This is a genomic window from Salinicola sp. V024 (assembly GCF_052645315.1).
Map to the genome: position 1 here is coordinate 1 of NZ_JBQXYB010000002.1, position 17,395 is coordinate 17,395.

At 60.5% G+C, this 17,395-nt stretch carries 20 protein-coding genes; 4 read left to right on the top strand and 16 right to left on the bottom strand.

The window, feature by feature from the left end; all coding sequences use genetic code 11:
- Positions 1-332 precede the first annotated feature (332 nt).
- The 5 genes from ACUN9V_RS03555 to ACUN9V_RS03575 all read right to left on the bottom strand — a co-directional run bounded on the left by ACUN9V_RS03555 (position 333) and on the right by ACUN9V_RS03575 (position 4,212).
- Positions 333-740: a hypothetical protein gene (locus ACUN9V_RS03555; RefSeq protein WP_445510367.1), complete on the bottom strand. Its 408-nt coding sequence runs from the start codon at positions 738-740 to the stop codon at positions 333-335.
- 378 nt (positions 741-1,118) lie between these two features.
- The gene (gene groL / locus ACUN9V_RS03560) at positions 1,119-2,762 is read right to left on the bottom strand and encodes a chaperonin GroEL (protein WP_445510368.1); all 1,644 of its coding nucleotides are present in this window, start codon (positions 2,760-2,762) and stop codon (positions 1,119-1,121) included.
- A gap of 80 nt (positions 2,763-2,842) precedes the next feature.
- Positions 2,843-3,136 (bottom strand): co-chaperone GroES, encoded by a 294-nt coding sequence (locus ACUN9V_RS03565; protein WP_110655736.1) that lies wholly within the window; start codon positions 3,134-3,136, stop codon positions 2,843-2,845.
- A gap of 167 nt (positions 3,137-3,303) precedes the next feature.
- Positions 3,304-3,834 (bottom strand): FxsA family protein, encoded by a 531-nt coding sequence (locus ACUN9V_RS03570; RefSeq protein ID WP_445510369.1) that lies wholly within the window; start codon positions 3,832-3,834, stop codon positions 3,304-3,306.
- Positions 3,835-3,948: 114 nt separating this feature from the next.
- Entirely contained in the window at positions 3,949-4,212 is a 264-nt protein-coding gene (locus tag ACUN9V_RS03575; protein ID WP_445510370.1) for a ComEA family DNA-binding protein, read from the bottom strand.
- Between the two features lie 225 nt (positions 4,213-4,437).
- Here ACUN9V_RS03575 and pyrF point away from each other — a divergent pair, with 225 nt between their 5' ends.
- On the top strand, positions 4,438-5,139 hold the full coding sequence (gene pyrF / locus ACUN9V_RS03580; protein WP_445510371.1) for an orotidine-5'-phosphate decarboxylase: 702 nt from the start codon (positions 4,438-4,440) through the stop codon (positions 5,137-5,139).
- Between the two features lie 58 nt (positions 5,140-5,197).
- Here the strand turns inward: pyrF and lapB are convergent, their stop codons facing one another.
- The 3 genes from lapB to ACUN9V_RS03595 form a co-directional block, all read right to left on the bottom strand.
- Positions 5,198-6,385 carry a lipopolysaccharide assembly protein LapB gene (lapB, locus tag ACUN9V_RS03585; RefSeq protein WP_445510372.1) on the bottom strand — a complete coding sequence of 396 codons (1,188 nt, stop codon included), beginning with the start codon at positions 6,383-6,385 and terminating at the stop codon, positions 5,198-5,200.
- On the bottom strand, positions 6,386-6,691 hold the full coding sequence (locus tag ACUN9V_RS03590) for a LapA family protein (RefSeq protein ID WP_110602835.1): 306 nt from the start codon (positions 6,689-6,691) through the stop codon (positions 6,386-6,388).
- 96 nt (positions 6,692-6,787) lie between these two features.
- Positions 6,788-7,144, bottom strand: a complete 357-nt coding sequence (locus ACUN9V_RS03595) for an integration host factor subunit beta (RefSeq protein WP_157957501.1) — start codon at positions 7,142-7,144, stop codon at positions 6,788-6,790.
- A 159-nt stretch (positions 7,145-7,303) separates the two neighbouring features.
- On the opposite strand from ACUN9V_RS03595, the gene ACUN9V_RS03600 reads away from it, so the two are divergent.
- Together ACUN9V_RS03600 and ACUN9V_RS03605 are read left to right on the top strand one after the other, a co-directional pair.
- A complete protein-coding gene (locus ACUN9V_RS03600) occupies positions 7,304-7,588 on the top strand; it encodes an FAD assembly factor SdhE (RefSeq protein WP_445510373.1) in 285 nt (94 codons plus the stop codon).
- The gene (locus ACUN9V_RS03605; RefSeq protein ID WP_445510374.1) at positions 7,548-7,958 is read left to right on the top strand and encodes a hypothetical protein; all 411 of its coding nucleotides are present in this window, start codon (positions 7,548-7,550) and stop codon (positions 7,956-7,958) included. The genes ACUN9V_RS03600 and ACUN9V_RS03605 overlap by 41 nt, the downstream gene beginning before the upstream one ends.
- 208 nt (positions 7,959-8,166) lie before the next feature.
- Here the strand turns inward: ACUN9V_RS03605 and ACUN9V_RS03610 are convergent, their stop codons facing one another.
- The 4 genes from ACUN9V_RS03610 to ACUN9V_RS03625 form a co-directional block, all read right to left on the bottom strand.
- Positions 8,167-8,403 carry a DUF883 family protein gene (locus tag ACUN9V_RS03610; RefSeq protein ID WP_075561809.1) on the bottom strand — a complete coding sequence of 79 codons (237 nt, stop codon included), beginning with the start codon at positions 8,401-8,403 and terminating at the stop codon, positions 8,167-8,169.
- An 82-nt stretch (positions 8,404-8,485) separates the two neighbouring features.
- A complete protein-coding gene (locus ACUN9V_RS03615; RefSeq protein WP_445510375.1) occupies positions 8,486-8,854 on the bottom strand; it encodes a hypothetical protein in 369 nt (122 codons plus the stop codon).
- A gap of 111 nt (positions 8,855-8,965) precedes the next feature.
- On the bottom strand, positions 8,966-12,097 hold the full coding sequence (locus ACUN9V_RS03620) for an efflux RND transporter permease subunit (protein WP_445510376.1): 3,132 nt from the start codon (positions 12,095-12,097) through the stop codon (positions 8,966-8,968).
- Positions 12,097-13,386 carry an efflux RND transporter periplasmic adaptor subunit gene (locus tag ACUN9V_RS03625; RefSeq protein ID WP_445510377.1) on the bottom strand — a complete coding sequence of 430 codons (1,290 nt, stop codon included), beginning with the start codon at positions 13,384-13,386 and terminating at the stop codon, positions 12,097-12,099. Before ACUN9V_RS03625 ends, ACUN9V_RS03620 begins: the two co-directional genes overlap by 1 nt.
- Positions 13,387-13,734: 348 nt before the next feature.
- Here ACUN9V_RS03625 and ACUN9V_RS03630 point away from each other — a divergent pair, with 348 nt between their 5' ends.
- On the top strand, positions 13,735-14,916 hold the full coding sequence (locus tag ACUN9V_RS03630) for an NAD(P)/FAD-dependent oxidoreductase (protein WP_445510378.1): 1,182 nt from the start codon (positions 13,735-13,737) through the stop codon (positions 14,914-14,916).
- A 157-nt stretch (positions 14,917-15,073) separates the two neighbouring features.
- Here ACUN9V_RS03630 and ACUN9V_RS03635 read toward each other — a convergent pair whose 3' ends face one another.
- From ACUN9V_RS03635 to ACUN9V_RS03650, 4 genes are read right to left on the bottom strand one after another with little or no spacing between them, the layout of a single operon-like run.
- A complete protein-coding gene (locus tag ACUN9V_RS03635; protein WP_075561805.1) occupies positions 15,074-15,373 on the bottom strand; it encodes a YqjK-like family protein in 300 nt (99 codons plus the stop codon).
- Positions 15,366-15,746, bottom strand: a complete 381-nt coding sequence (locus tag ACUN9V_RS03640) for a phage holin family protein (protein ID WP_075561804.1) — start codon at positions 15,744-15,746, stop codon at positions 15,366-15,368. Before ACUN9V_RS03640 ends, ACUN9V_RS03635 begins: the two co-directional genes overlap by 8 nt.
- On the bottom strand, positions 15,746-16,087 hold the full coding sequence (locus ACUN9V_RS03645) for a DUF883 family protein (protein ID WP_083627740.1): 342 nt from the start codon (positions 16,085-16,087) through the stop codon (positions 15,746-15,748). Before ACUN9V_RS03645 ends, ACUN9V_RS03640 begins: the two co-directional genes overlap by 1 nt.
- Positions 16,088-16,147: 60 nt before the next feature.
- Positions 16,148-17,077 (bottom strand): phospholipase A, encoded by a 930-nt coding sequence (locus ACUN9V_RS03650; RefSeq protein WP_445510379.1) that lies wholly within the window; start codon positions 17,075-17,077, stop codon positions 16,148-16,150.
- Between the last annotated feature and the right edge of the window lie 318 nt (positions 17,078-17,395).

Consider the following 17,395-nt stretch of genomic DNA (forward strand, 5'->3'; position numbering starts at 1 on the left):
CACCACACAGGCTGCTTCCTGCTTGAATTCCGGCGTAAAAGATCGTCGTTTCCTGCTCATCAGACACCTCGCTAATGGTGGCAAGATTACCACCTATGCTGATGTCCGGTGTCATTGGACCACTACACTCGACGTCATTCCCATTGCATTCCCTTTATCTGCCCTATCGAGACGAGTCGGCCGACGCGAAGGGGCCAACACGCACTGACTCTCGTCATCTGCTGACAGTTGAACGGCAGAAAGCCTGAAAAGTTTAATTTTTCTTAGGCTTCGGAAACGACTTGGGAGATCCTGATGGCCACGCCATTCAGGAATGGGGCAATACCAGACTTCTATCGGACCAGTCGACGTCTCGACAGGTTATGCAGGATATCTTCTCGTGTTTCCCACGACGCCGAGGCATTCGACGGTCGGTCGCCAGCGTCGCAGAATTCCACCGAATGAGGCGCACTGGGTGCCGACTGGGGGGAAATATCACCAACTTGGGCATCATGGGCAGCAGTTGCCTCGATCTGAGGGGGAAAGATCGTCAATGACCCTGAGCCATCTAGGCAAAAGTAGTGCGCATCTTTGAGCTGCTGACGATGGTGACGGCGATTTAACCATCTGGTTTCTTCCTGCGCGGCCGGCCGGTTGAAGTAGACATTGACGCAGGCGCCGTTCTGATGGAAATCGGCAACCACGAAGTGTTCCTCCAATGAGTTGGGATTGACTGCGCGAACGAAATAACGAGTTGACATATTGTAGCTCCCGAGACAGCACCTACTTTAATTTACTGGCGTCGAGAGGGGTACGCATTAGCCCGAAAATTAGATGCATGTAAGCGATTGCCGCTATGGTTATTGATATAAATAAATGACGTTCGATACGACGAGTCGAGAGACAGGTCATGTCTCTCCACGGGGGCTAGCTGAATGAGTAAGCGCAATAACGCGCCGGCGGGAATGAGTGAAAAAAGCGTTCTAGATTCAGGCCATAAAAAACCCGATACCTGAACTGTTTCAGCTCGAATATCGGGTTTCGGATCCTGCTGCCCGTGGCCACCGACCCTAGCGAGTCAGTGACCACAGTGGGCTTGAGGCCCGGTCAGGTAATGGTACCTGGACGACTTCGTCGTCTTACATCATGCCGCCCATACCACCCATGCCGCCCATGTCCGGGCCGCCGCCACCAGCCGGTGCGTCTTCCGGATCTTCGGCGACCATGGCTTCGGTGGTGATCATCAAGCCGGCAACGGAAGCCGCGGACTGCAGCGCAGTACGTGTTACCTTGGCCGGATCGAGGACGCCCATTTCGAACAGATCGCCGTACTCGCCGGTCTGTGCGTTGTAGCCGAAGTTGCCTTCGCCGTCCTTGACACGATTGACGACGACAGACGCTTCTTCACCGGCGTTGGTCACGATCTGGCGCAGCGGAGATTCCATGGCGCGCAGGGCGATAGCAATACCGTGAGTCTGGTCTTCGTTGTCGCCGGTCAGACCCTTGATCATGGTCAAGACACGAACCATAGCGGTACCGCCACCAGGCACGACACCTTCTTCGACAGCAGCACGAGTCGAGTGCAGCGCGTCTTCGACACGAGCCTTCTTCTCTTTCATCTCGAATTCGGTCGCCGCACCGACGCGGATGACCGCAACGCCGCCGGCCAGCTTGGCAACGCGTTCCTGCAGCTTCTCGCGATCGTAGTCAGAGGACGTTTCCTCGATCTGGGCACGGATCTGCGCGACGCGTGCTTCGATGTCGGATTCGACGCCAGCACCATCGATGATGGTGGTGTTTTCCTTGGACATGGTGATGCGCTTGGCGCTGCCCAGGTGGTCGAGATTGGCCTGCTCGAGGCTCAGACCGACTTCCTCGGAAATCACGGTGCCGCCGGAGAGGATGGCGATATCCTGCAGCATGGCCTTGCGGCGATCGCCGAAGCCCGGTGCCTTGGCCGCTGCGACCTTGACGATGCCGCGCATGTTGTTGACGACCAGTGTCGCCAGCGCTTCGCCTTCGATGTCTTCAGCGATGATCGCCAGCGGCTTGCCCGACTTGGCGACAGCTTCGAGAACCGGCAGCAGTTCACGAATGTTGGCGACCTTCTTGTCGACCAGCAGCAGGTACGGGTCTTCGAGCTCGACCGCCATGGTGTCCTGATTGGTCACGAAGTACGGCGAGAGATAACCGCGATCGAACTGCATGCCTTCGACCACTTCCAGCTCGTCTTCGAAGCCGCGGCCTTCATCGACGGTGATGACGCCTTCCTTGCCGACTTTTTCCATCGCTTCGGCGATGATCTCACCGATACGTGCGTCACCGTTGGCGGAGATGGTACCCACCTGGGCGATCGCCTTGGCGTCGGTGCACGGTACGGAAAGTGCCTTGATGTGCTTGACGGCTTCAATGACGGCCTTGTCGATGCCGCGCTTGAGGTCCATCGGATTCATGCCGGCAGCGACGCCTTTCAGGCCTTCGTTGACGATGGACTGGGCCAGAACGGTAGCAGTGGTGGTGCCGTCACCGGCAGCGTCGGAGGTCTTGGAAGCGACTTCCTTAACCATCTGGGCGCCCATGTTCTCGAACCGATCTTTCAGTTCGATTTCCTTGGCGACGGAAACGCCGTCTTTGGTGACGGTCGGTGAACCGAAGGATTTTTCCAGCACGACATTGCGACCCTTCGGCCCCAGTGTCGCCTTGACGGCGTCTGCGAGAACGTTGACACCGCGCGCCATGCGCTTGCGAGCATCATCGGAGAACTTGACTTGTTTAGCTGCCATTGTTCGATCTTCCTAATGTAATGCGTGAAATCATGTAATGCGTGAAATCGCGATGAATCGTCGAGCGTTGATCAGGCCAATCAGTCTTCGACGACGGCCAGGATGTCGTTTTCGCTCATGATCAGGACTTCTTCGCCGTCGACTTTCTGCTTCTCGACGCCGAAACCTTCCTTGAAAATCACGGTGTCGCCGACTTTGACGTCCAGCGCGCGCACTTCGCCGCTCTCGAGGATGCGGCCGTTGCCCACTGCCAGGACTTCACCACGCGTCGGCTTTTCCTGGGCGCTGCCCGGAAGCACGATGCCGCCGGCAGTTTTCTGCTCTTCTTCTTTGCGACGTACGATGACGCGATCGTGCAAGGGACGGATTTTCATTGCTCACATTCTCCTGATGGTTGCATGTTGCAAATGCACATTCCCGCATGAGCCAGGCTCAAGGGGCGAAGGCTAGGCCTTCCGGTTAATGGGCCTGATGGCCTAAAGCTATCGCTGCTGCCTTGATTGGGTCGGGTTGACCGGTTTCAAGGGCGCGGCGAAAAAAATTATCGCTGACGACGGTCCTCGTCCATGTCGTTCTTGCCGAGCCCGTCCGTATCGTTCTTGCCGAGATAGTCGCCCTCGATGAACGGGGTGGAATCCTGAGAGCGGCCGTCATCGGCGGCATCCTCGCGCTGACGTTGATGGGTACTCCAGTCACCGGGGATATCGTTGCCGCGAACATCGGCATGGCGCGAGCTCCGGCCCGACCAGCGCCGCCATAGCTGGCCACTGCCTGGGAGCAGGCACAGTAGTCCAATCACGTCCGAGAGAAAACCGGGCGCCATCAGCAGAAGGCCTGCGAAGACGAAAGAGGCGCCTGCCATGAGTTCATCCGAGGGGATCTCGCCGGCCGCCATGCGCTCACGTGCGCGTTGCAGTGTCAGCAGACTTTCTCGGCGAATGAGATGGATGCCGAAGGCGGCACTGGCGACGATCCACAGCACGCTTGCCAGCAGACCAATCTTGGCGCCGACCGAGAACAGTATGGCGAAGTCGGCGATGGCCAGAAGCGCAAAGAGCAAAAGCAGGGGCATGATATCTCCGTCGTTGACGCTGCCTGATGAGTCAAGATGGAGACGATCGGTAGGATTGCAAGCTTGGTCGACCCGGGGCCGCTTTCGGCCCCGGGTAGTGCTGTCGGCGAAGGACTAGAGCGTCGCGCTGTCAGCGAGATTGGTAACCGTGGTTTCGCCGATACCATCGACCCGAGTGAGATCCTCGAGCGTCTTGTAGTCGCCGTTGGACTCGCGATCATCGACGATGGCCTGTGCCTTGACCGCGCCGATACCCGGTAGCGTCGTCAGTGTTTCCACCGAGGCTTGGTTGATATTGACCGGTGTTTCCTGCGCCAGCACCGGAAGCGCGCAGAAACTGAGAAGCGATAGCAGTGCTGCATGAATCAATGTCTTCATAGTAATGTTCCCTTGAGAAAATGGATGAGATCGGTGTTGTTCTTGGCCGACCTTCACTGATGGGTATCGACGAGGATGAGCGAGAGTTGATAGGAAAAAATCGCAGATTGTCGTAAGCCTCTTCCTACACGGCGCTCCACAAAGATGCATTCCTGCGCGTGCGGCACCCGGAGGTGCGTCGCATTCGGTATACTCCGGCACGAACTCGATAGCCGGAGATCTCCCATGTCCACCACCGACTCGCCGCTCGTCATCGCGCTCGACTACGCGGATCTACCCTCAGCGCTGCAGCTGGCCGATGCGCTCGATCCGGCCCGTTGTCGGGTCAAGATCGGCAAGGAGCTGTTTACTCGGGTAGGCCCGGCGGCCATCGAGGCCATGCACCAACGCGGCTTCGAAGTCTTTCTGGATCTGAAGTTTCACGATATTCCCAATACCGTGGCGGGCGCGGTCGAGGCGGCGGCGGACCAAGGAGTGTGGATGGTCAATGTGCACGCCTCCGGTGGCCGCCGGATGATGGAGGCCAGCGTCGAGCGACTGGCGCAGCGAGGATTGAAGACTCGTCTTATCGCCGTCACGGTGTTGACCAGCATGTCCGATGATGAACTCGGAGAGACAGGCGTACAGGGCAGTGCGGTGAGTCAAGTCGAACGACTGGCCAGACTGACGCAGGAGAGCGGATTGGACGGCGTTGTCTGCTCGGCGCAGGAAAGTGCCCGTCTACGCGAGCTGTGCGGAGAAGGCTTCCTCAAGGTGACGCCGGGAATTCGTCCCGCAGCGGCCGATCCGGGCGACCAGCGACGCGTGATGACACCCGAGGCCGCGATGGCGGCCGGCAGTACGCATCTGGTCATCGGTAGAGCGGTGACACAGGCAAGCGACCCGATGGCGGCGCTGGCGGCTATCGAGCGTTCGTTGCAAGGCTGAGTGAGGATCACTCGACTGCCATCGAGGCTGCATTTTGGGGTGTCACCGGTTTGACTCGTTATTCGCCTTCCAGTCCGGTGACCGGTTTACACGTACCCCAGCTGCGGCACCGCGGGCACTGCCACTGAAGCTGTTCGGCACCGAAGCCGCAGCGTTGGCAGCGGTGTCGGGGCCGAATGCTCAGCAGCTGTCGGGTATGTTGCTTGAGCAGTTCCAGGCGATCGCGCTCTTCGGGGTCGCTGTCGTCCAGGTAGAGATCCATCAGATAGTCGACCCCGCGCAGGCTGGGATGTTCGCGTAACTGCCCGCTGACGAACGCGCAGGCGACTTCCGTGCCCTGGCGATGTCTCAGCGTGTCCGCGGCCATCATCACTACCGTGGTCTGCGGATTGTATTGCAGCTGCTTCTCCAGAAACTGCCACCAGCCGTCGTCGTCATCCAGCAACCGATAGGCGTCCCGTAACGGCTCCAATACGATGGCGGTAAATCCCGGATCCTGTTCCGGCACGCGCTGCCAGAACCGCGCAGCATTGCGATATTGCCCGATATCCCATTCCAGTTGTCCCAGCATCCAGTTGGCGCGAATGCAGCGCTCGTCGGTCTGTAGCGCCTGCCTCAATGCCTTGCGGGCCAGTGACGAACTGTTGTCGCAGCGATGCCGATGAGCCAGCTCGCAATGCCAGTGTGCGGCGGCCCGCCGGATATCGGCATCCTGACGAACCAGCTGGGGCTGGGCGGCTTCCAGCGCCTGTGCCCACTCCTTTTCGCGTTCGAACAGATCGACCAGCAACCTCTTGCCGGCAAGCTTCTGGGCATCCTCGACGTGGCTTTTCTGCAGCGACAACAACAGACGTTCGGCGCGATCCAGCAAGCCGAGATTGAGAAAGTCGCGGGAAAGCTCCAGCTGAACCTGACCGCTTTGGGAGGGGGTCAACGCAGGGCGGGCAAGAAGATTCTGATGAATGCGAACGGCGCGATCGGCTTCACCACGTGAGCGATAGAGATTGCCCAGTGCGATATGCGTTTCGACTGTATCGCTATTGACCTCGAGCGCCTGGGTGAAGGTCTCGATCGCACGATCGGGTTGCTCGTTGAGCAGGTAATTGAGGCCAACGAAGTAATCTCTCGGCAGAGATCCTCGCGGCGGCTGAGGCGGGGCGCGAAAACGCCCCGATTCCCAACGCCCCAGCAACCAGCCGATGGCGATGGCTGCCACCAGCAACGCTAGCAGCAGTACATCGCTCATTCAGGTGCTTTCCTTGAACTCCTGCGTCCGCAGACGATCGAGTTCCTTGCGCTGTTGCTGATTGTGACGTTGGGCGCGGGTCAACAGGGTGCGCAGGCGCAGGTACATGCCGGTCATGGCCAGCATGCCGAGAATCACGCCGCAGGCGAGAGCCACGAGTAGCCATAGCGACAGTGACGCCGGTGGTAGCTGGACCCAGATCAGATCCAACGGCAGCGGCTGCTGGTTGTTGACTGCAAACAGAATACCGAGCAGCAGTACGACGATCAGAATGATGGCGAGAATGACGCCTTTGAGCCAGCGCATAGCAATTCCTGGTGACACACCGCGGTCAGCTTTTGCCGCCAATCGATTCCGCGGTGGCAGCCCTCGCCGGGACGACGGCTGCAGTGACTGGGGAGATCAGTAGCCGAGCGCGCGGCTGGCGTTGACCTGTTCGCGTAATTCCTTGCCCGGCTTGAAGTGCGGGACGTATTTGCCGTCGAGATCCACGGCGTCGCCGGTCTTGGGGTTGCGCCCGGTACGAGGCTCGCGAAAATGCAATGAGAAACTGCCGAATCCGCGAATCTCGACGCGTCCGCCATCGGCGAGCGCACTGGTGATGTCGTCAAGAATGACACGCACCGCGGATTCCACTTCTTTGGCCGATAGTTCGGGCCGGCGTGCGGCAATCTGTTCGATCAATTCAGACTTGGTCATCGACATTCTCCGTGAAGCCTCTGCCTGGCGGTGGCGGACGGCATAACGGACGTCCGACATCTATTATTGTCGCTTCAGCATACTTCGCAACTTTTGAGAAAACAACGCATTAGCCGTTCGGTTCCGGTTTGACGATAGCGGCGGAGATGATGGTAGAGATAGTGGCAGAGAATCCGCTTGGGTATAATGCTGCGCAATACACTCGATCGAGGAAAATGCATGCCGGACAACGAAGATGTGATACGCAGACGACTGTACTGGCATTCCCGGCGAGGCATGTGGGAACTCGATCTGCTGTTGATGCCATTTCTCGAAGACTGTTATGACCAGCTGTCGGCTCGAGATCAGGTACTTTACCGGGAACTGCTGGCCAATGAAGATCAGGATCTTTTTACCTGGTTGATGCGCCGCGAGTGGCCGCAGGATCCGGATATGCGTCGTCTCGTCAAGATGATCGTCGAACATGCCGAAACCATCGATCGTCGTCGTCATCAGGCGCTCTAGGCTGTCGTTGGCTGGCCAGATCCTGGTGGGGCTGGTTCTGGCAGGCTACGCGGGATGGTGGCTCGATTATCGGGTCGCTGTCGCGGTGGCCTTCGTCGCGGTCGGGCTGAGCTACCGGCAGTATCTCACCGTGCCACCAAGGCATTATCTTCGATGCGGGCAGGCCAATGGACACGCGGTGTGGGAAAGCTCCGCCGACGGCCGCGTCTGGCAGTCTCGAACGTGCCAAGTCGTGCGCCTGGGTCCACTGTTGTCGGCATTCGATCTTTCCGGGCAACGCCTGTGGCTATGGCCCGATAGTAGCGATGCGGATTCGCTGCGCCATCTGCGCGAGACGCTTTCCGAGCAGTCGGAAAGGGCGACAGGGTAGGTCTGAAGGGGCGACAGATGAGAAAGCACCGCCTCCTGGGAAGCGTTTACTGATAGACGGAGCCCGGCGATGCCGATCGTGACGATTCAGCGGTTTCCGCGCGGCATCCACCAGAACCCTCGACGGCTCCATAGCCGCCACAGAGGGGGGCCACGGAGCCGTCGGAGATCATGCTATCTTGCCGTTCGGCCGTTGAACGGCCGGAAGCTCAGCGTCGGCCGGCGAGGAAGCCGATAGCAAATCCTGCCAGTGCGGCAACGCCCATGCTGCTCCAGGCATTGCGATGCACGTAGTCATCAGTATCGCGCCACGCTTCTTCGGCATGTTCCGCCAGCTCATGGCTGACGTCATCGGCACGATGGCGAGCGCGGTCGAGACTCTGGCGTCCGCGACGCTTGGCATCCTGATAGTGGCGGCGGGTATCTTCCCGGTAGTTGCGGCTCATGGATCATCCTTAATCGGTGGTCAGTGATGAATGGTGGTCGTAATTGGCCAGCGGTGACCGGCCAGCAGTGAAAGAGTGACGGTCAGCGCCGGATCAGTAGCGTCAGAAGAGCGCCACCCAGCGCGGCAATGCCGACGCTCTGCCAAGGCTTGCGTTGCACGAACTCATCGCAGCTTTCGCAAGTATCGGTAATCTGATCATCCAGCCTTCGACGCGAGCGTTCCGCCCAGCCGTCGTGAGCAAGATAGGTTGCAGCATAGGAGGGCGGTTCGTCGATGCTCTCTTCCAGCGGATCCAGCTCCGCTTCCCGAGAACTCAAGCCCGATGTCAGATCGGGTTCCTCGCGAATGGGATCGTCTCCCAGATGAGGCGCTCGCTCGGCGGCTACCGCCATATCTTCATCGATACGGCTTCCCCCGGCTGTCTTGTCGTCACGATGGAACAGACTCATGTTCACTCCTCCGGCTCGATGAAACGATCTCTGTGCGATTTTTGCAATAGCGTTCGTCGCACCCGCATCCTTCCGCGATAGCGCCGTCATATTAGTGTAGTCGCAATTCCGTCAGTCGCTAGGGCGGCCGGTGGCAGAATCGTCGGGCTGCATCTCGCGATCGAGGCGTCGCCCCACATCTCCGGGAGACCCGGTATGTCGCGTCAGCAGATCATAGGCCACCGGTACGATGAACAGCGTCAGCAGGGTGGCCACCGCAACGCCGCAGAAAATGACGGTGCCGATCACGATGCGTGATTCGGCGCCGGGCCCGAACGCCAGGATCAAGGGTACGGCGCCGGCCATGGTGGTGACGGTCGTCATCAGGATTGGCCTGAGCCGAGTCACCGCGGCCTCGACCAGCGCATCGGCGAAGGCCAGCCCTTCGTCGCGCAACTGGTTGGCGAATTCGACGATCAGAATGCCGTTCTTGGCTGCCAACCCGACCAGCATGACCAGCCCGACCTGGCTGTAGATGTTGAGCGATTGCCCGCTGGCCCAGAGTCCCAGCAGCGCGCCGCTGATCGCCAGCGGAACCGTGAACATGATCACCAGCGGATGGATGAAGCTTTCGAACTGGGCCGCCAGAACCAGGAACACCACGACGACGCCGAGGATGAGCAGGAACGTGGTGGCGCCGCTGGCTTCCCGATAATCGCGAGAGGGCCCCTTGTAATCGATGACTGCCTCGCTGGAGAGCTCTTCGCCGGCGATCCGTTGCAGGTAGTCGAGCGCGTCGCCGATCGCCACGCCATCCGCGAGGTTGGCCTCGATCGTGATCGCACGCATGCGGTTGAAACGATTGAGCTCGCTGGCACCGGCGAACTCGGACACCGAAACCAGACTCGCGAGCGGAATCAGCTCTCCGCTGACGGCCGAGCGCACCTGCACGTTGTCCAGCGTGCTGGGCGCTCGCTGGCGGTCATGCTCGCCCTCGACGATGACATCGTACTCTTCGCCGTTATCGACATAGGTGGTGACGTTGCGTCCCCCGAACAGGGTCTCCAGCGTGTTGCCGATGGTACTGACGGTCACGCCGAGAGCGGCGGCGCGATCGTAGTCGATCTGAATACGCAGCTGCGGCTGGGTCTCCTTGTAATCGCTGTCGACCGCTTCTAGGCCGGTGTCGCCGTCGTTACGGATACGAGTCAGCAGACGGTCGCGCCAGTCGACCAGTTGGTCGTAGGTGCTGCCGCCGATGACGAACTGGATCGGCTTCTCGACCCGGCCACCGAAGCCCTGACGCATGACCGGCGTGGCAGTGACTCCCGGCAAGTCTGACAGTTGATGTCTGACATCGGCCATGATCTCCCAGGCGGAACGCCGTTCGCCCCAGTCATTGAGCGTGACGATCGCGATGCCGTCGTTGAAATTCTCGACGTTGCCGAATCCGCGTGGTCCACGGATCGAGAGCTGCTTGATATCGCCGGTGTCGACCAGTGTCATCAAGCGGGCTTCGATCTCATCGTAGTAATCCTGCATGTAGTGGAAGGTCGCACCGGGCGGCCCCTCGATCAGCACGAAGAAGTTGCCGCGATCTTCCTTGGGCGTGTACTCGTCGGGCAGCTGTTGAAACAGCCAGGCCGTCAGCAGCAGCACCAGCCCGAACAGCCCGATCACGATCCAGCGCCAGCGCAGCGCCCAGCGTAAACAGTGCCGATAGATCGCCTGGGAGCGATCCAGCAGCCAGTGCACGCCCCGGCTGACGCGGCTCTCGTGCATCCGTGGGCTGAGCAGTTTCGAGCACATCATCGGCGCCAGCGACAGTGCGACCAGACACGAGATGCCGACAGCGGCGGCGAGCGTCAGCGCGAATTCTGAGAACAGGCGGCCGATGTCCCCCGGAAGCAAACTCAGTGGAATGAATACGGTAATCAGCACCAGCGTGGTGGCGATGACGGCAAAACCGATCTGACGGGTGCCACGGTAGGCGGCGACCAGCGGTGTCTCGCCGTGGTTCACCATGCGTCGATGAACGTTCTCGATGACGACGATGGCATCGTCGACCACCAGCCCGATCGACAGTACCAGTGCCAACAGCGTCAGCAGGTTAAGAGTGAAGCCGAACAGCGCCAGAAAAATGAAGGTGCCGATTAGGGAGATAGGCACCGTCACCGCCGGTACTAGCGTCGTGCGCACATTGCCGAGAAACAGGAAGATCACCACGACGACCAGCGCCATGGCGATGAACAGTGTCGACACGACTTCATGCAGCGCGCCCGAGACGAACACCGAGGAATCGAAATTGAGCGACAGCTGCATGCCTTCGGGCAGCGTCGACTGAAGTCGGGTCATCTCCGCCTTGGCGCCGTCGGCGACCTCCAGCACGCTGGCGGTGGACTGCTTGATCATGCCCAGGCCGACCATCGGCATTTCATTGCCGCGATACAACGAGCGTTCCTCGACCGAGCCAACCTCCACGCGGGCCACGTCCGACAGCCGCACCAGATAGCCGTCTGCGCCTCGCGCAATCACCAGATCCCGGAAGTCGGCAGCAGTGGTGAAACTGCGCGGAATACGCAGCGTGAATTGGCGGTCTCGGGATTCGAGAAATCCGGCCGGCAGCTCGACGTTCTCGTTCTCGAGCGCGTCGGCGACATCGTCGACGGTGAGCTGACGGGAGGCGAGGGCGTTGCGGTCGATCCACACGCGCATCGCATACTCCTTGCCGCCGCTCAAACGTACCCGCGCTACGCCGTTCTGGGTCGAGAAGCGATCGACAAGATAGCGATTGGCGTAATCGGTCAATTCGGGAATGGAGTAGCCCTCGCCGGAGAGCGACAGCCAGATGATGACGTCGTCGCTGCTGTCGCTCTTCTCGATCTCCGGAGGCTCGGCCTGATCCGGCAGATTGTCGGCCACCGACGAGATGCGGTCGCGGATATCGTTGGCTGCGCCGTCGATGTCGCGATCCAGCGAAAACTCGACGTCGATCTCCGACTCACCGTCGGCGCTGCTGGATTCGATCGAAACGATGCCCTCGATGCCTGCGATGCGGTCCTCGAGCAGCTGGGTAATGCGGGTCTCGACCACGCTGGCGGAGGCACCCGGGTAATTGGTTTCGATACTGACGATAGGCGGATCGATCGCCGGATATTCCTGCAGCGGCAAGCGCTCCATGGCCAGCAGGCCGAAGGCGATCAGCAGCAGCGAGACGACCGTGGCGAAGACCGGGCGGCGGATCGATATATCGGAAATCCGCATCAGTCGTCGGCCTGCGATTCGGTAGCCCAGGATTCAGATGTCTGTGATTCGAGTGTCTGGGATTCGAGTGCCTGTGATTCGAGTGCCTGGGATTCGGAAGTCTGTGACCGAGAGGCCCGGCGCTGACGTTCCAGCACGTCCTTGATATCGCCCGTGCCGACATCGGTGGCGATCAGTTCGACGGGGTCGTCTTCGCGGACCTTGAGCGTGCCGTGAGTGACGACGCGCTGGCCGCTATCGAGGCCGTCGACGATCTCGACCTCGCCTTCCCGGCGTTCCCCGGTGATCACCTCTCGGCGGGTGACTCGAGGCGGCTGGCCCGCTTCGATTAGCCACACCGTCTGGCGTTCACCGTCCGGAACCAGTGCGCTCTCCGGGATCGTCAACGCCTGCCGCGCGGGCTGGTTGAGCTCGACCTCCATCAGCATGCCCGGCAACAGCCTGCCGTCGGGATTGGGGAGATCGGCGCGAACCACCAGGCTACGAGATACGGGGTCGATTCGCGTACCGAGCGTCGCGACCTCGGCGCGGAACACATCGTCGGGATAGCTCGGCGTCGTGGCACTCAGCGTGAGCCCCGGGTGCAATACCGATAGCAGCGTTGCCGGCACGGTGAAATCGAGCTTCATGGTGTCGAGCTTGTCGAGCGTAACCAGATCCGTCCCGGGAGTGACCAACGCGCCGACGCTGATATCGCGCAGGCCGACCGTTCCCGCGAACGGCGCCTGCAGGCGGTAGTCCGCCAGCTGGGCCCGAATGACGTCGATCTCGGCCTTGTTTTGCTGAACCTGAGCGGCACTGTCTTCGAGCGCGGCGCGAACGCCGAGGTTGCGATCCTGCAGCTGTTGAGCGCGGCCGAGGGCACTCTGGCGCTGTCCGAGCAGTGCCTGAGCGGCGCGCAGTTCGGCCTGCACCTCGTCATCATCGAGCTGAACCAGCCACTGACCGGCGTCGACGTGATCGCCATCCTCGAAATTGAACGCATCGATGGTGCCGGTCACCGTCGAAGAGAGCGTGACGCTTTCGTCCGCTCTGAGGGTGCCTAGCGCCTCGACCGGATCCTGCCAGGTCGAAGCGCTGACCGTCGCGCCGATCACGGCAATCGGCGATTCAGCCTGGGCCTGGGCGTACGCAGGACCGACCAGCAGCACGGCGGCGGTGACCAGGTTCAAGGTCGTCAGGCTAAGGGGTGACAGGATAAGGGTTGTCAGCCTCAGCAACGTCGATAGCGGGGTAGCGCGCTTGCGGGAAAAGAAGGCCGTCGAGAGAGCCGGCGGTATCATTGTCATAAAAGGCCGATGTCTGCGCTGTGCTACAAGGAATCAAAGGGCACTACCAATCAGGAATCAAAGGGCACTGCCGATCAGGAATCAAAGGGCACTGCCGATCAGGCGATCAGGAATCAAAGGGCACTGCCGATCAGGCGATCAGGAATCAAAGGGCACTGCCGATCAGGCGGTCAGGAATCAAAGGGCACTGCCGATCAGGCGGTCAGGAATCAAAGGGCATTGCCGATGCGATGCGCTATCAAGTTTCGCTTCTCGTTAGTACCTTACCGTCCGTCAAATGAAAAGGCCGTATCGAAAAACGGCTCTGTTAGAATGCTCCCCCCTCAGCAAGCCAAGGTCGATGTGGAGATGAGAACCTACGACGTCGTGATCGTCGGGGCTGGCGCTGCCGGCTTGATGTGCGCGCTGACCGCGGGCTATCGCGGCCTGCGGGTAAGGGTCGTCGACCACGCCAACAAGGCCGGCAAGAAGATCCTGATGTCCGGCGGTGGCCGCTGCAATTTCACCAATCTCGCGACCACGCCGGCGCACTTCTTTTCGCGCAATCCTCACTTTTCCATTTCGGCATTGAAACGCTACACGCCGCAGCATTTTGTGGAGTTGATCGAGCGTCACGGGGTCGACTACGTCGAAAAGGCACCCGGGCAGCTGTTTTGCGCGCATTCGGCCAAGGATATCGTCTCCGTTCTGATGACCGAGTGCGAATGGGCCGGTGTCGAAGTCTCTCTCTCCACATCGGTTGGCAGGGTCGAGCGTTGCGGTGACGGCATGCGGCTCGAGATCGACGGCCGCAGGGTGGACGCTGGAGCCGTCGTCGTCGCCTCCGGCGGTCTGTCGATCCCGACGCTGGGAGCCAGCGGCTTCGGCTACGACGTGGCTCGTCAGTTCGGTCTGGCCGTCACCGAGACGCGAGCGGCGCTGGTGCCGTTCACGGTGACATCACAATGGAAGACGTCTCTCGCCACGCTGGCCGGGCTGTCATGCCCAGTGGAAGCACGCTGCGGCGAGGGGAGCTACCGCGAGCCGCTGCTGTTTACCCACCGTGGGATGTCGGGGCCGGCAATGTTGCAGGCCTCGAGCCACTGGCAGCCAGGAATGCCGGTGTTGATCGACTGGTTGCCATCGATTGCGGTGGCCGAGACGTTGAGCGCCTTACGGCGCGACTCGCCGCGGCGGCTCGTCGGCACCTGGCTCGGCGAAATGCTGCCCAAGCGGCTCGCGCAGGCGCTGCTCGAATGGCAGGGATGGAAGGACAGAACGCTGGCCGAGCTCTCCAACGCCGATATCGAGGCGCTGGCCCAAGGGCTCGAGGCCTGGCAATTCAAGCCGGCGGGCACGGAAGGGTGGCGCACGGCGGAAGTCACCATGGGTGGCATCGACACCGATGCGGTGTCGTCGAAGACCTTCGCCGTCAACGCCGTCCCTCAGCTCCATTTCATCGGCGAAGTGCTGGATGTCACCGGTCAGCTGGGTGGCTTCAACTTTCAGTGGGCCTGGGCTTCCGGCGTGGCGTGCGGTCAGGCCGTCTAACAGCCGAATCGATGGCCGAGCCGGTAAGGCGGTGCTTTCGAACTGTCGATCAAAGCTGTCGATCGACGTTCGATCCGCGAGCGTGCTGCCACATAAACGAAAAACGGCCACTGCTCTGCAGTGGCCGTTGGAAGCTTCGCTGAAACGCTGTCGCCGGTCAGCGGTTGCGTCCCCGCGTCGCTCGATAGAGCGCCTTGCCACGGTTGTACATCATAAGTCCGGTCAAGCCGCGCCTGAGCAGGCGTCCGGTGGCGCGTGGCTTGCGTGCACTACGCATGGCCAGTAACCCGCCCGCGGCCATCAGACCGACTCGCCAACTCATCAGCTTTTCCCAGGCGTGGTCGATCGGCGCCGTGGCATCACGCCATTCCCGCATCGCAGACGTCATGTCGAGGCGATTCTGGAGAATTTCATCCTCGAGATCGTCGATCTGCTGCTGCCGAGTGCGTTCAGTCATGTGATGGCCCCAACGACTGTCGATCCTGATCCAGGTGATGCAAGGTCGCCGCCATCAGCTTGCGCTGACTGGCCACCTTCTTGGCAGCGAAGATCAAGATGCCCGAAATCACGAAGAGTACCGCCGAGCAGATCGCGATCGCTTGAAGCCGGTTGTCTTCCCAGTACACCACCACGATCAGCAGAAGCAGCATCCCGATGGCGAAGGAGAGCATGATCAGCCCCGCGCCGGCGAGTAGCAGCAGCTTCAGCAGGCGCTCGCGCTCGGCTTCCCACTCGACGACAGCGAGACGCAGCCGCGTCTCGCCACTGGAAATGAGATTGCTGATCAATCGCCGTGCGGCGCTGATCACGTTCTCAGCCGGCCCCGCCATTAACGGCGCCCCAGCAGCAGCCCCAGCACTACGCCGGTGGCTGCGCCGATTCCGATGCTGGTCCACGGATTGTCGTGAACATAGCGATCGGTGGCATCCATCTGCTCTCGAGCATTGGCGTAGATTTTCTCGCCACGGGCTTCCAGACGCTCGCGAGTATCCTGCAGGCGCTGCTGAGCGCGTTCGCGCAGTTCAGCGATATTACCGCGAGAGTCATCCGCGGTGGCGTGGATCAGTTCCTCGACCGTGTGCGACAGATTGCGCAGATCTTCCTTGAGCTGCTCGGTAGAAGCTTCGCGTTCACGTTCGGGGCCGTTGCCGCCGATGGATTGCATGGTCATGGTTGTCTTCCTCTGACAGTCGATTGGCGTTCACTAGCATAGTCATGCTGACTGCTGCCATCAACGCATGCCGGGAATCCCGGCTAAAAAGGTGTTGATGCTGAAGCCCAGTCCAATACGCTGCACGTCGTGGTCGTAGTCGATCAGACTCTCGCCGTAGCCCTTGTAGTACTGTACATAACCACGGACCTTGCCGAACAGCGGGAACGAATAGTCGAGCTGGCCTCCGTAGTTCGACTTGCCCGGATTGCCGCGAACCATCAGCGAAACTTCCTGATCGCCGTACGCGCGCACCACGGTCAGGTCACCGTAGCCGATGTAGTTCTCGAGGTCGGGGTTGTCGTCCTCTTCATCGTTTTCGGGGATGCGCCAGTGCGGGGCGACACTGACGGCCCAGTCCCCACGCTGGAAGATCGTCTCGGCGTAGATTCGGTTCCAGCTGCGCGAAAGCGGGTCTGAACGGCCATTGGACTGATGCGCAAAGCCGACCCGATTGATGGTGTTGGTCCAGCCCAGCACCGTCCAGCGGTTATCGAAGCTCACGAAGCCTTCAGGCTCGTAGTTGGTCTCGCGGAAGGGCGCGGAGGCTTCGGAGTTGTAGGCCTGCCACCAACTGCGCTGGGTGTAGGCGAAATACAGATCGCCATTCCTTCCGAACACGTCATCGAGCAGTTTGATCTTGAAGCTCAACTGAAACTTGATTTCCGAGTTGTCCACATCACCCTCGGACGTGATTTCACGGAAATCCGATTTGTCCGGGTTGGTGTTGTAGGTCCAGGGCAGGAAGTAGTTGCGGCGATAGGTGGTGATCGCCAGCGGGTTCTCCGCGGTTTCCGCTTCGAGATCGCGGCGCACGTCTGCCTGCTCGTTCGCTCGTTGAACCGGATCGACGGCAGGAGCCGGTTCCGATACCTGTGCGGTCGCCAATGGCGTGGTCAGCATCCCCAGCAGTAGAAGGCTGGTATGGCGCAGCGAGCGAAAAGGCGTCATAAGACTGTCCCTGTCAAGATGATCCAATAGGTGGAGGCGCGATCAGAGCGAGAAAAATCGGGCTTCCTGGCAAGTAGTGTCGATTTCTAGCATGTCACCGCCTTAAGTCAAACTCGGATGACGAGACGACGAACGTCTCGGAATCCGCACGAGCTGGCGGTAAACTCCGGATTCGGCAGAAAAACCCACCGCGTCAAGGCAATGGTGGCCGCATGAACGAAGTTGATGAGGAGAGGGCATGTCGGATTATCCGGCCGGAGATGACACTGTCAGACGACCAGGATCTCTTCGGCAACCGCTCGAATCCGCGGAGGCGAT

Excerpts from the sequence above, each read along its gene's own strand:
- groL (WP_445510368.1), bottom strand. The coding sequence starts at position 2,762 with ATGGCAGCTAAACAAGTCAAGTTCTCCGATGATGCTCGCAAGCGCATG.
- lapB (WP_445510372.1), bottom strand. The coding sequence starts at position 6,385 with ATGAGCGATGTACTGCTGCTAGCGTTGCTGGTGGCAGCCATCGCCATC.
- ACUN9V_RS03570 (WP_445510369.1), bottom strand. The coding sequence starts at position 3,834 with ATGCCCCTGCTTTTGCTCTTTGCGCTTCTGGCCATCGCCGACTTCGCC.
- ACUN9V_RS03555 (WP_445510367.1), bottom strand. The coding sequence starts at position 740 with ATGTCAACTCGTTATTTCGTTCGCGCAGTCAATCCCAACTCATTGGAG.
- ACUN9V_RS03615 (WP_445510375.1), bottom strand. The coding sequence starts at position 8,854 with ATGAGTCTGTTCCATCGTGACGACAAGACAGCCGGGGGAAGCCGTATC.
- ACUN9V_RS03595 (WP_157957501.1), bottom strand. The coding sequence starts at position 7,144 with ATGTCGGACGTCCGTTATGCCGTCCGCCACCGCCAGGCAGAGGCTTCA.
- ACUN9V_RS03645 (WP_083627740.1), bottom strand. The coding sequence starts at position 16,087 with ATGACCATGCAATCCATCGGCGGCAACGGCCCCGAACGTGAACGCGAA.
- ACUN9V_RS03605 (WP_445510374.1), top strand. The coding sequence starts at position 7,548 with ATGCCGAAACCATCGATCGTCGTCGTCATCAGGCGCTCTAGGCTGTCG.
- ACUN9V_RS03565 (WP_110655736.1), bottom strand. The coding sequence starts at position 3,136 with ATGAAAATCCGTCCCTTGCACGATCGCGTCATCGTACGTCGCAAAGAA.
- ACUN9V_RS03640 (WP_075561804.1), bottom strand. The coding sequence starts at position 15,746 with ATGGCGGGGCCGGCTGAGAACGTGATCAGCGCCGCACGGCGATTGATC.
- ACUN9V_RS03610 (WP_075561809.1), bottom strand. The coding sequence starts at position 8,403 with ATGAGCCGCAACTACCGGGAAGATACCCGCCGCCACTATCAGGATGCC.
- pyrF (WP_445510371.1), top strand. The coding sequence starts at position 4,438 with ATGTCCACCACCGACTCGCCGCTCGTCATCGCGCTCGACTACGCGGAT.
- ACUN9V_RS03625 (WP_445510377.1), bottom strand. The coding sequence starts at position 13,386 with ATGACAATGATACCGCCGGCTCTCTCGACGGCCTTCTTTTCCCGCAAG.
- ACUN9V_RS03630 (WP_445510378.1), top strand. The coding sequence starts at position 13,735 with ATGAGAACCTACGACGTCGTGATCGTCGGGGCTGGCGCTGCCGGCTTG.
- ACUN9V_RS03620 (WP_445510376.1), bottom strand. The coding sequence starts at position 12,097 with ATGCGGATTTCCGATATATCGATCCGCCGCCCGGTCTTCGCCACGGTC.
- ACUN9V_RS03575 (WP_445510370.1), bottom strand. The coding sequence starts at position 4,212 with ATGAAGACATTGATTCATGCAGCACTGCTATCGCTTCTCAGTTTCTGC.
- ACUN9V_RS03590 (WP_110602835.1), bottom strand. The coding sequence starts at position 6,691 with ATGCGCTGGCTCAAAGGCGTCATTCTCGCCATCATTCTGATCGTCGTA.
- ACUN9V_RS03600 (WP_445510373.1), top strand. The coding sequence starts at position 7,304 with ATGCCGGACAACGAAGATGTGATACGCAGACGACTGTACTGGCATTCC.
- ACUN9V_RS03650 (WP_445510379.1), bottom strand. The coding sequence starts at position 17,077 with ATGACGCCTTTTCGCTCGCTGCGCCATACCAGCCTTCTACTGCTGGGG.
- ACUN9V_RS03635 (WP_075561805.1), bottom strand. The coding sequence starts at position 15,373 with ATGACTGAACGCACTCGGCAGCAGCAGATCGACGATCTCGAGGATGAA.